8 protein-coding genes are annotated in these 12,376 nt (G+C 69.8%); 4 read left to right on the top strand and 4 right to left on the bottom strand.

Going from position 1 to position 12,376, the window contains the following annotated elements:
• Window positions 1–42: 42 nt before the first annotated feature.
• A complete protein-coding gene (gene ctaD, locus AB0N16_RS06935; protein ID WP_365793819.1) occupies window positions 43–1,638 on the top strand; it encodes a cytochrome c oxidase subunit I in 1,596 nt (531 codons plus the stop codon).
• A complete protein-coding gene (locus tag AB0N16_RS06930) occupies window positions 1,635–1,970 on the top strand; it encodes a hypothetical protein (protein WP_365793817.1) in 336 nt (111 codons plus the stop codon). Before ctaD ends, AB0N16_RS06930 begins: the two co-directional genes overlap by 4 nt.
• Window positions 1,971–2,100: 130 nt before the next feature.
• Here AB0N16_RS06930 and AB0N16_RS06925 read toward each other — a convergent pair whose 3' ends face one another.
• Entirely contained in the window at window positions 2,101–4,080 is a 1,980-nt protein-coding gene (locus AB0N16_RS06925) for a ricin-type beta-trefoil lectin domain protein (RefSeq protein WP_365793815.1), read from the bottom strand.
• Between the two features lie 277 nt (window positions 4,081–4,357).
• The gene (locus tag AB0N16_RS06920) at window positions 4,358–5,023 is read right to left on the bottom strand and encodes a TetR/AcrR family transcriptional regulator (protein WP_365793813.1); all 666 of its coding nucleotides are present in this window, start codon (window positions 5,021–5,023) and stop codon (window positions 4,358–4,360) included.
• A 177-nt stretch (window positions 5,024–5,200) separates the two neighbouring features.
• On the opposite strand from AB0N16_RS06920, the gene AB0N16_RS06915 reads away from it, so the two are divergent.
• The gene (locus tag AB0N16_RS06915) at window positions 5,201–6,448 is read left to right on the top strand and encodes a YncE family protein (protein WP_365793811.1); all 1,248 of its coding nucleotides are present in this window, start codon (window positions 5,201–5,203) and stop codon (window positions 6,446–6,448) included.
• A gap of 59 nt (window positions 6,449–6,507) precedes the next feature.
• Here AB0N16_RS06915 and AB0N16_RS06910 read toward each other — a convergent pair whose 3' ends face one another.
• Together AB0N16_RS06910 and AB0N16_RS06905 are read right to left on the bottom strand one after the other, a co-directional pair.
• Window positions 6,508–8,358: a cellulase family glycosylhydrolase gene (locus AB0N16_RS06910; RefSeq protein ID WP_365793809.1), complete on the bottom strand. Its 1,851-nt coding sequence runs from the start codon at window positions 8,356–8,358 to the stop codon at window positions 6,508–6,510.
• An 83-nt stretch (window positions 8,359–8,441) separates the two neighbouring features.
• Window positions 8,442–10,679, bottom strand: a complete 2,238-nt coding sequence (locus AB0N16_RS06905; RefSeq protein WP_365793807.1) for a translation factor GTPase family protein — start codon at window positions 10,677–10,679, stop codon at window positions 8,442–8,444.
• Window positions 10,680–11,102: 423 nt separating this feature from the next.
• Here AB0N16_RS06905 and AB0N16_RS06900 point away from each other — a divergent pair, with 423 nt between their 5' ends.
• Window positions 11,103–12,209, top strand: coding sequence for an XdhC/CoxI family protein (locus AB0N16_RS06900; RefSeq protein WP_365793805.1), 1,107 nt, complete (start codon window positions 11,103–11,105; stop codon window positions 12,207–12,209).
• Window positions 12,210–12,376: the final 167 nt, after the last annotated feature.

Genomic DNA, 12,376 nt, shown 5'->3' with positions numbered 1-12,376 from the left:
CTCGAGTGTGACCGGCGCGCACCGCCCGGACACAGGCGGGGCATGAGGAACCTCAAGTGGCTCACGACCACGGATCACAAGACGATCGGCACGCTGTACCTGGTCACAGCGTTCTCGTTCTTCTGCGTCGGTGGCGTGATGGCCCTGTTCATGCGTGCGGAACTGGCCCGGCCGGGCCTGCAGATCATGTCGAACGAGCAGTTCAACCAGGCGTTCACGATGCACGGCACGATCATGCTGCTGATGTTCGCGACCCCGTTGTTCGCCGGCTTCGCGAACTGGATCATGCCGCTCCAGATCGGTGCGCCCGATGTCGCCTTCCCGCGCCTGAACATGCTGGCCTACTGGCTCTACCTGCTCGGCTCGACCATCGCGGTCGGCGGCTTCCTCACCCCGCAGGGCGCGGCCGACTTCGGCTGGTTCGCCTACACCCCGCTCTCGGACGCGGTGCGCACGCCGGGCGTCGGCGCCGACATGTGGATCATGGGTCTGGCCTTCTCCGGCTTCGGCACCATCCTCGGCGCGGTCAACTTCATCACCACGATCATCTGCATGCGCGCCCCCGGCATGACCATGTTCCGCATGCCGATCTTCGTGTGGAACGTCCTGCTGACCGCCCTCCTGGTCCTGCTCGCCTTCCCCGTCCTGGCGGCGGCCCTGTTCGCACTGGAGGCGGACCGCAAGTTCGGCGCGCACGTCTTCGACGCGGCCAACGGCGGAGCACTGCTCTGGCAGCACCTCTTCTGGTTCTTCGGCCACCCGGAGGTGTACATCATCGCGCTGCCGTTCTTCGGGATCATCTCGGAGGTCATCCCGGTCTTCTCCCGCAAGCCGATGTTCGGCTACCTGGGCCTGGTGGGGGCGACCATCGCCATCGCCGGCCTGTCGGTGACCGTGTGGGCGCACCACATGTACGTCACCGGCGGCGTGCTCCTCCCCTTCTTCTCCTTCATGACCTTCCTCATCGCGGTCCCGACGGGAGTGAAGTTCTTCAACTGGATCGGCACGATGTGGCAGGGTTCGCTCTCGTTCGAGACGCCCATGCTCTGGACCCTGGGCTTCCTGGTGACGTTCGTCTTCGGCGGGCTGACCGGCGTGATGCTCGCGTCGCCCCCGATTGACTTCAGCGTCTCCGACTCGTACTTCGTGGTGGCCCACTTCCACTACGTGGTCTTCGGCACGGTCGTCTTCGCGATGTTCGCCGGCTTCCACTTCTGGTGGCCCAAGTTCACCGGCAAGATGCTCGACGAACGGCTCGGCAGGATCACCTTCTGGACGCTGTTCATCGGCTTCCACGGCACGTTCCTGGTCCAGCACTGGCTGGGCGCGGAGGGCATGCAGCGCCGGATCCCCGACTATCTGGCGGTGGAGGGCTTCGCCACACTCAACACGGTCTCGACGATCTTCTCCTTCCTGCTGGGTTCGTCACTGCTGCCGTTCTTCTACAACGTGTGGAAGACGGCGAAGTACGGCGAGAAGGTCGAGGTGGACGACCCGTGGGGGTACGGGCGTTCCCTGGAGTGGGCGACGTCGTGCCCACCCCCGCGCCACAACTTCGTGTCGCTCCCCCAGATACGGAGCGAGTCACCGGCGTTCGATCTGCACCACACCGTGGAACGGGAGTTGAGCGCGCGATGACGGCCCGGGAGGAGGAACGGGCACTGGTCACGCAGATCGAGGGGCACCTGCTGCTGGCGGCGACCCGGGAGGAGGGCCGGAGGGCGGCGGCCCGGGCGGCGGACCGAATGGGGTGGCTGACGGACAGCCAACGGGCGGATCTGGAGGGCCAGTTCCTGATTGAGTACTTGGCGCTGAGCCGCACATCATGGCACCGCACGGCCGAACGCGGCGAGGAGTTGAGGCAGGAGTACGAGCAGAGGTACCGGAACTTGCGCCAACGGCTCATGGCCGGCTTCCTGCTCGCCTGCGCCCTATGGGCGGCAGCGACCCTGATCTCACTGTCGTCCTGAGCGTAGACGCGCCCCGGAGGGGCACGGGGCTGTGTCTGACATGCGGCTACCGCCGCGTGTGCCCGACCAGCCACAGCCCACCCGCGCCCGAAGAGCTACCGGAGCTACCGGAGCTACCGGAGCTACCGGCTCAACTCTGGCTCCACTGCTGGTTGGTCCCCCCGTTGCAGGCCCAAAGCACCAGCGAAGTCCCGTTACTGGTCGCCGCGTTGTACGCGTCCAGGCACAACCCGGCGTTGACGTTCGTGATCGTCCCGTCCGAGTTGACGTTCCACTTCTGGTTGTTCTGCCCGTTGCAGTCCCAGATCACGACCTTGGTGCCGTTGGTCGTGCCCTGGTTGTACGCGTCCAGGCACTTGTTGCCGTAGACCACGAACTCCTTGCGGGAGGTGTACGTCCAGGCCTGGTTCTGGCCGCCGTTGCAGTCCCAGATCTCGGCCTGGGTGCCGTTGGTGATGGTGTTGTTGTAGACGTCGGCACAGCGGCCGGAGGCCTTGCCCACGAGGAGCGTGCCGCTGGTTCCGGGGATCGGTCTCACCGTGATCGAACCGAGTGTCGGAAGCGAACTCCCGGTGAAAGTGAGCGAGTTGCTCGATCCCTTGCTCAGGTCGACCTGCACGGACACGGTGCCCTGTGAGGACCCGGTCGGCGGGAAGGAGACCGTCGTGGCGGTCTGGCCGTTGACCTGGAGCGTGCCGGTGACGGCGGTGGAGCCGGTGTTGGTGAAGGCGACGTCCACCACGTTCAGGCCGGTGCTCGCGGCGCTGACGCCGGTGTACTTGCCGGTGGAGGACGCGCTGTAGCCGGTGCTCGAGGCCTCCGTACCGCCGCTCACCTTCAGCATCACCGAACCGCCGGCCGGGACTCCGGCGGTGTAACTCGTGGCGTACGAGCCGAGGTTCGACTGCGCCCACAGGTCGCGGACCGTCGCGGAGGCGCCGGTCAGGCCGAGGTCGGACCAGCGGACGGTGATGTTCTGCGCGGCGGAGGTGCGGTTGAGCAGCACGACCGCCCGGTTGCCGGTGCCGGACAGGACCTTGCCGTAGACCTGGAGGCCGGTGGTGTCCTCGGCGACCTTGACGCCCTGCAGGCCGCGCGGGTCCTGGTCGACGCCGACGACGTCGGAGTTCTTGAGGATGGCGGCCGTCTCACTGGTCATCGTGGTGAGGTCGTTGCCGGCCAGCAGAGGGGCCCCGGAGATCGCCCAGAGTGCCATGTGGGTGTGGTTCTGGGCCGCCGTGAGGCCGGTCATGCCGACCGTGAGCATGTCGGGGTCGTTGTAGTAGCCGGTGTGCTGGGCGGCCGGGTGCAGGCTCTGGTCGAAGTTGGAGAGCACGCTCGTCTGGGACGCCGTGCCGCCGTAGTAGTAGATGTCCGTGCTGGTCCGCCACATGGGGGCGAGGCCCGTCGCCCAGTTCCAGGTGTTCTGGTAGCCCCAGTTGCAGATGGACAGGGTCAGCGGGCGGCCGGTGGTGGCCGCGGCCGTGGCGACGGCCGAGCTGATCGACTTGTACGTGGTGGCGGCGTCCAGGCCCTCGGCGTCGCCGCCGCACCAGTCGACCTTCACGAAGTCGAAGCCCCACTCAGAGAACTGGAGCATGTCCTGGGCGTAGTGCCCCTCGCTGCCGGTGTTGGCGGCGGCGGGACGGCCGGTCGGGTAGTAGTAGCCGCAGCCGTTCGCGCCCGCGTCGGTGTAGATGCCGGCCTTCAGGCCCTTGCTGTGGATGTAGTCGGCGATGGCGCTCATACCGCCGGGCCACTCACCGGTGTCGACGGTGATGTTGCCGGCACTGTCGCGGGTGCCCTGCCACCAGCCCTCGTCGATGTTGATGTACTTGTAACCGGCGGCCGGCAGCCCGGCCGCGACGAACGCGTCGACCTGCTGCTTGATCACGTCGTAGTCGATCTTCGCCGCGAAGCTGTTCCAGGAGGCCCAGCCCATCGGGGCGGTGGGCTGGGAGATCTGCGGGGCCGTCGCCGCCTGGGCCGGTCCGGGGGTGGCGAAGAGGAGCGCGGCGGCGGCCGTCAGGGCCAGGGCGAGGGCGCGTACGGCGGTGGCCCACAGGCGACGTACGAGACCGCTGCCGGTCGAACTGGGCGGGGGATACATGCGGCTCCTCCACGGGGGTACACGAAGGGGGTACGGCTCCATCGTGTTCGATATCGCGAACATGGATCGATGTCCCGAACATGTCGCGCGCCGACCGTAGAGCCGCCGGAGGGTGAAGTCAACGGCTGTGACAGGCGTGAAGTCGCCTGTCCCTTCGAGTCGTTCACCCTCACGAGAGCGCGCGTGCCGCCATACCGCTGGTCGTGCGCGTAGCGATCATGACGGCGGGCTCACGGGGCGATGTGGCCCCGTGCACCGGACTCGGGGCTCCAGCGGACTACCGCGAGTCCCCCGGCCTCCACCCCTCCGGCCGCAGGATCCCCACCAGCAACCGCACCAGCTCCTCCACGACGTCGTCCAGACTCGCGTCCACCCACCCCGCACTCCAGTCGTGCAGGAGCCCGTTCACACTGCCGATGAACGCCGTCGCCGCCAGCCGGTAGTCCCGCGGCGCCGCATCCCCGCGCGCCGCCGCCGCGTTCGCCTCGGTGCATATCAGCTCCACCCAACGGGCCCGCCGCGCCAGCCGCTGCTCCTCCAGCCGGGGACTCACGCCGATGATCTCCACGAAGGCGATCCGGATCCGGCGCGGATCCGAGGTCACGTCCCGGGCGTACGCGCGGAACAGCACGGTCACCCGCTCGACCAGCGGCAGCGGCTTCGCTTCCCCGAACGCCGCGGCGACCGCCGCCTCCGCCCACGCGTTGACCTCCATGTGCAAAGCGGCAAGCACGTCCTCCAGGGTCTGGAACTCCTCGTAGAACTGACGGGTCGACAGGCCAGCCGTGTGGCTCAGCGCCGCGACGGTGGTGGCACGAAACCCCGGTGTCTCGCCGAAGAGCTGAAGCGCCGCGTCCAGGAAGCGCCGACGCCGCTCGGCCTTGCGTTCCTCGGCGGACCGGCCGCCGTAGCGACCCGTCGGTGCCTTGATCCTGCCCGCCAAGACTGCCCCCTCCATCGACCGCCCGATGGCCAATTTTCTCGCGTACGCCTCTTGTGGAGTCAGCCACCCCTTCCTTACTTTTCAGTAAGTTCGCTTTGAACGCGCCCGTGTTCAGATTCCGTGACCCTGTGACCGCACACGCGCGCGTCCCCACCCCCCTCAGAGAAGAGAGCAGTCATGCCTGCCTTCAGACCCAGGCACCTTTGCTCCGTGGCCGCCGCCCTCTTGCTGACCGCCGCCGCACCCGCGACCGCCGCCACCGCCGCCACCGCCGCGTCTCTGCGCGAGGTGCTGTTCGTCGGCAACAACTGGGACGGCACCGCGACGGTCCTGAACTCGTCCGGCGACTTCGCCAAGGTCGGCCAGATCAACGTCATACCCGACAAGGACCAGCGGATCGCCGAGATCAACGCCGACCCCATCAAGTGGATCTACTACACGTCGATCCGCAACGAGGTCGGTCAGGGGCACGACCAGTACGCGGACGACATGTACTCCACGCCCGACGGGAAGTCCGTGGTCGTCTCCCGCCCGAGCTTCGCCGACGTCGTCTCCATCAACCTCGCCACCGACACTGTCAACTGGCGCTTCCCGGTGGCCGGTTACCGCGCCGACCACATGGCCGTCTCCCCCGACGGCAGCAAGGTCGCGGTCTCGGCGTCCACCGCGAACAAGGTCCAGGTGCTGGACATCGCCACCGGTAAGGAACTGGGCGAGTTCGCCACCGGTGACAAGCCGCACGAGAACGTCTTCAGCCCCGACGGCAAGTACATCTGGAACATGGCGATCGGCGAGGTCACCACCTCGCTCGACGATCCGATCTGGGACTGGACGAAGGGCGACCGGCACATCACCGTCGCGGACGCCACCACCTACAAGCAGGTCAAGACCATCGACATGCGGGACCGGCTGAACGCGATCGGTCTCACGGACTTCTCGGACGCGGTCCGGCCCGCGGCCTTCACGCCCGACTGGTCCAAGATGTACTTCCAGGTGTCGTTCTTCAACGGCTTCCTGGAGTACGACATCGCCACCGACAAGATCACCCGGGTGAAGACGCTGCCGGCGAACCCGGCCACCAGCACCGACCGCACCACCTGGCTTCTCGACTCGCGCCACCACGGCATCTCGATGAAGCCGGACGGCACCAAGCTGTGCGTCGCCGGGACGATGGACAACTACGCCACCATCGTCGACCGGGCCACCCTCCAGGAGGGGCCGCTCGTCACCGCGTCCACCCCGTACTGGGCGACGGTGAGCGGCGACGGCAAGGACTGCATCATCTCCGAGGCGGGCGCCGACCAGGTGACGGCCATCGACTTCGGCACCGGCCAGAAGGTGACCTCCGTCCCGGTCGGCGACCACCCGCAGCGCGTGCGGCTCGGCCACGTACAGGCCGACTGGACCGGTGCGTCCGGTAGTTGACCGGCCATCAGGACCTTCGGCCTCCGGGGTGCGCGGCACCCCGGAGGCCGAAGCACTGCTCAGAACTTCGCCGCCACCCAGGCGGCGAGTTCCGCCTTGGCCGCGTTCAGCAGGGCAGAGCTCGGTGCGGTCGCCCCGTTCGTCACCAGCGCGAAGTGCGGTACGCCGGAGTCCGAGTCGCTGAGCAGCAGTCGGCGGCTGCCCGTGCCACCCGGTTCGACCGACACACCGACCGGGGTCGAGGACGTGTACGACGGGGGTGCGTAGACGGTTCCCAGGTCGGAGACGACCGTGGTGGACGCGGTCGGGAAGGACGCCGGGAGGTGGAGTTCGGTGGGTGCGGTGGCACTGGTGGAGCGCCAGACCTGGACGGCGTACTGGCCGGAGCCCACCAGCGCGGCCAGGTTCGGCAGCGAACTGGGCACCGGGTTCCAGGTCAGGGTGGTGGAGCCGTCCCGGGAGCGGTCCTCGTAGGTGAAGGCGAGGGTGGAGCCGGAGGTGGCGCCCGGGTAGATACGGTCGAGGAGCCTGGCGTCCTGACGGAGGGTCACCGTGCCGGAGTCGTTCATGGCGACGGCCGAGAGATCTTCGTCGTTCCAGGCGTCACCGGAGGTGAGGACCTTGTCGGGGTTGTCGTTCATCAGCTCGTGATGGCGGCCGTTGTAGATGTCCCACTGCCACTGGGTGCCGGAGAGCACCGGGCCGGAGGACGCCGGGGTGGACCACCAGGTGGACCCGGGGAGGCGGGAGTCGAGGGCCTGGTACATGGCCTTGTCGACGGTCGGCGCCTTGCCGGCGGTCGTACCTGACAGCGGATGCCCGAACTCGCTGACGATCGCCGTGGTTCCGGCGGCCGAGGCCCGGTCGCGGACGGTGCCGAAGTCGGTCTTGTACTGCCCGTCGGAGGCGTTGCCCCACATCAGGATGCCGGAGATCGCCTTCTGGTCGTAGAAATGGGTGTTGAAGACGTACCGCGAGCCGAGCGTGCCCGCGTCCAGCAGGCCGCCCTCCTCCTTGCTGACGTTGCCGTTCCAGAAGAGGTTCGGTTCGACGAGGGCGGGCTTGCTGCTCCAGCCGGCCGCGTCCATCCGGGCGCGGAACTTCTGGTAGAAGGGCCACAGCCGGTTCTGCTCCCAGGTGCGGGAGGTCTCGCCGGAGTCGTAGCTGCCGGCGTACGGCTCGTTGTACGGGTCGAAGCCGACGACGCCGGCGAACTCGTCGGACGTCAGGTGCTGGGCCAGGTAGGTCATGGTGGTCTGGGCGGTGGCCAGGAAGGCGTCCTGGAGGCCGTAGTTGTTGTGCCAGAAGTCGTACTGGCCTTCCTGGACGGCCGCGTTCTGGGTGATGTTCTGACCCCAGAGGAGACAGATGCCGCAGTACTCGGTCGGGTAGTCCCCCAGCTCCACCGCCCACTCAGGAGCGCCGTCGCCCGTGTACCAGCTGCCCGAGTTGAACAGGTAGCGGGAGTACAGGTCCTGGTGGAAGTCGGGGAAGACGCGGATGCCGGCGTCGAGGAACGCCTGCATCTGCGCGGTGACGGCGGCCAGGTAGGCGGTGTCCACCTGACCTTTGGCGGGTTCGGCGTGCGCCCAGGAGAGCAGGAAGCGCACGGCGTTGCCGCCGCCGAGGGCCCGCAGTGCGGTGGCGGACTTCTTCGCGTCGGCGACGGAGGCGAACGGCAGGCCGCCGTTCTCCTCCAGCTTGGTCTCGCCGGAGACGTTGTAGCCGCGCAGCACCACCTCGCGGCCCTGGCCGTCGACGAAACGGCCGTTCTGCACGGTGAGCGAGGTGCCGTCGAACCATAGGGAGTCGGACGGGGTGGCCGCGGTGGCGGACGGGGCGCCCGCCACCGCGAGGAATCCACAGAGGACAACCAGGACAACGATCAAACGCGCCCGGATAGTAGTCATGTCCACTACAGTCTGGTGATTTCCGGACACCGTCAATACTTCTGACTCATGAGTAAGTTGAATACCTGCGCGGCACTTGTGGCTCAGCCGCCGACCCGACCCGTCACGTTCAACAGGTACTCCTTCCGGCTGAGCGGGTTGTGATCGGTCCGTGGGCGTTCGGGGACCGTTCCGCGCGAGACGGGCGCGTAGTGGTCGAACACGCTCTCCAGCTCGCCCTCGCCCCGGGTCAGCCCCGGCAGCAGCTGCTCCAGCCGGTGCACCCGGCCGGCGGGCACCGCGCCCTCCAGAAGGCAGAGCGACCCCTCCGTCCCGGTCTGCTGGGGCAACGCGCCGAGGCGGGTGAGCACCGGCAGCAGCGCGCCCAGCGTGTCCGCCGGGGCCTCCAGCCGGAACCGGTGCATCGGCTCGTGGACCCGGGTACCGGCCCGCCGCAGCGCCTCGGTCAGCACCAGCGGGGTCAGTCCGCGGAAGTCGGCGCCGGTGCTCGACATGCTCTTGTCGAAGCCCTGGTGGGCATGGCTCTGCCGGGGCGAGTAACCGGAGTGGGTCATGGTCACCGCACAGTCGGGGATCCGCCAGCCGTGCAGCCCCTGCCCGAGGGTTTCGCGCACGCTGTCCTCGACGGCCTTGAAGAAGGCGTACGGCATCGAACCCAGCTCCACCTCCAGCCGGAAACCGACGCCGGTGCCGGGCGGGGCCGGCTCCACCCGCAGCCCGACCGTCGCCAGGAAGGGGTTGCCGTCCTTCTTGTTGAACTCGACGGCGGCTCCGACGCCGGTCAGGCGTTCGACACAGATGGTGGTCGTCTCCCGGAAGGTGACGTCGAGGCCGTACTCGTCGGCGAGGGTCGCCTGGACGACCTCCTTCTGCACCTCGCCGTAGAGGGAGACGGAGGTCTCCTGCCGTACCTCGTCGTGCCGGACGTCGATCAGCGGGTCCTGCTCCGCGAGCTGGGTGAGCGCGACATGCAGGGCGCGGCGGTCGGTGGCCGGTCCGGGGACGACGACGGTCTCCAGGGTCGGGGGCGCGAAGTGATGCTCGGGGGCCGGTCCCGGCGCGCCGAGCGCATCACCGATGCGGATACCTCCGAGTCCCCACACCTTGACGATCCGTCCGGCACCGGCACTGTCCTGGCGCGACTCCGCACCCCGCTCGGCAACGCTCAGCGCGGTGACCCGCCCCTCCGGCCGCCCGGCCCGGGCCCCGCCGCCGCCCGCCTGGCCCCCCTCACGGAGGACGGCACCTCGACCCTCCGACCGACCGCTCCCAGCCCGCCTCTCCCCAGTGATGCCGACAGCCTGGCCTTCCTCACGGTCACCGGCGGCCCGGCTCGCCCGGCGGACGCCGCCACCCCGGCCCTCCCCCGGCACGCCCACAGCCCGGCTCCGCTCACCGGCGCCGGCCGTCCCGCCCTCCTCACGGACTACGACCGCACCGTCCTCCGCCCCCTCCCGGCCGCCGCCCCCGAAGGGGATCCGGTCGCGGACCCGGAGAACGCCGGAGAAGATGCGCGCATAGGCGATCTTCTCGCCCGCCGGACCTCGTTCGACCTTGAAGACCGTGGCCGACAGCGGGCCGGCCGGGTCGCCGGCGGCGGCGGGGAGCAGCCGTTCGACGCCCGCGATCAGGTCGGGTACCCCGGCGCCCGTGACGGCGGAGCCGAAGTAGACCGGGTGGACCAGGGTCCGCCGGGTCTGGTCGGCGAGCGCGGCGCGCAGCCGGCCGTCGGAGACCTCGCCGTCCAGGTAGGCGGCGAGCAGCGCGTCGTCGTGGTCGGCGAGCACATCCGCCGCACCCGGGCCGAGGCCGGGGGCGAAGCGGGCGGCACGGGTGCCGAGCGCGACCGGTCGCACCATCGGGACGAGCGGGACGGCGAGCCTGCGGGCGAGCTGGGCGAGGACGGCCTCGTGCCGGGCGCCGCGCCGGTCGATCTTGTTGACGAAGATCAGCGTGGGGATGCGCAGCCGCCGCAGGGTCCGCATGAGCACGCGGGTCTGCGCCTGGACGCCCTCCACCGCCGACACGACCAGGACCGCGCCGTCCAGCACCCCGAGGACCCGTTCCACCTCGGCGATGAAGTCCGGGTGGCCCGGGGTGTCGATGAGGTTGACGGTCACCCCGTCGAGAGGGAACGACACGACCGCGGACTTGATGGTGATGCCGCGCTGCCGCTCCAGGGCGAGAGTGTCGGTCCGGGTGCTGCCGTCGTCGACACTGCCGATCTCGTCGATGACCCCGGCCGCGTGCAGCAGCCGTTCGGTCAGACTGGTCTTACCTGCGTCGACATGCGCGAGAATTCCGAGATTGAGCAGGTGCACTGAGTGTGATGTCCTTCGGCATGGGTGGGATTCCTTCCTGGGTGGACATGCACGCAGTGCGCATCGGTGGTCCTCTCGGTGAGCCGTCGGGTCAGCAGGTCAGGGGGAAGTGCAGCAGGGCGCCTCACCCGATGGCAATGGATTAACGTTCAACGAAAGCCCCGCCGCAGCGTTCGCCGCCTCCGGGACCCGGCCATAGAGTGATCTGCGTCCGCTGTCCGAGCTGCTCGGACACCAGACGCGCCGGCTGCACGCCCTGGCCCACCAGGTGGTGTGGGCGCCCCCCCTGAGGCACGCCCTGCCGCGCCGCCCGCGGCCGGAACGGCGGCTGCGCCGCCCGGCCCACGACGCCTTCTTCTTCGAGGGGCACCGGCCTGACGGCGCTGGAGCGGCCGCGGGCGCGGGCGGCGAGAGGAGCGGATCGTGCGCGAGATTCTGCCGGCGCTGGCCGGCTGGCACGCGGCCGGGATCCCGTTCGGGCTGGCCACGGTGGTCGAGGTCAGCCGCAGCGCACCGCGCGGGCCCGGCGCGGCCATGGGGGTGGGGCCGGACGGCGAGGTGGTGGGCAGCGTCTCCGGGGGCTGTGTGGAGGGCGCCGTGTTCGAACTGGCACAGGAGGTCGTGGCGAGCGGCGAGCCGCGGCTGCAGACCTTCGGGTACAGCGACGAGGACGCGTTCGCGGTGGGGCTGACCTGCGGCGGTGAGATCACCGTGCTGGTGCGGCCGGTGACCGCCGCGTCGGACCCGGCGTTCGGTGCGGTCGCCGCATCGGTCGCCGCGGGCGAGCCGGTGACCGTGGCCACGGTGGTGGACGGCCCCGCACCGCGCGGTGCCACACTCGCCGTCTGGCCCGTCCGGGCGGCGGGCACGCTCGGCGCGATCGGCCTCGACGTCGCCGTCACCGCGGACGCGCGCGGTGAACTCGCGCTCGGAGCCTCGGCCTTGCGGCACTACGGCCCGCACGGGCAGCGCCGCGAGGACGCGGTGGCGGTGTTCCTGGAGTCGTTCGCGCCGCCGCCGCGGATGCTGGTGTTCGGCGCGATCGACTACGCGGCGGCGGTGGCCCGCATCGGTGACTTCCTCGGCTACCGGGTCACCGTCTGCGACGCCCGCCCGGTCTTCGCCACGCCCAAGCGGTTCCCGGCCGCCGTCGAGGTGGTCGTGGACTGGCCGCACCGCTATCTGCGCGGCACCGCGACCGACGACCGCACGGTGATCTGCGTCCTCACCCACGACCCGAAGTTCGATGTGCCGCTGCTGGAGGAGGCGTTGCGCCGGCCGGCCGCGTACATCGGGGCGATGGGCAGCCGCAGGACCCACGAGGAGCGGCATGCCCGGCTCGCCGAGGCCGGGCTCGCCGAGGCCGAGCTGTCCCGGCTGCGTTCGCCGCTCGGCCTCGATCTCGGCGCCCGTACGCCCGAGGAGGTCGCCGTGTCCGTCGCCGCCGAGATCGTCGCCCTGCGCTGGGCCGGCAGCGGTGCGCCGCTGACGACGACCACCGGGGCCATCCACGCGGCCGCCGCGCACTGACCGCCAGGTCCGCCCTGTCTGCTGGGCCGCTGTGGCAGGGGCTGCGCGCGGACTCGACGCCGACGGGGCGTGGACCTTGGCCGGCAGGCCGGGTCGGTGGCCGAGTGGCACAGCCGCAGCCGGTACCGGCCCGGGTCGTCCAGAGCCCTGCGGCCGAGCCCTTGGAC

Source organism: Streptomyces sp. NPDC051105 (genome assembly GCF_040682795.1).
GTDB lineage: Bacteria > Actinomycetota > Actinomycetes > Streptomycetales > Streptomycetaceae > Streptomyces.
The sequence above is the reverse complement of the archived record's forward strand: the minus strand, read 5'-3'. Positions and strand labels throughout refer to the sequence as shown.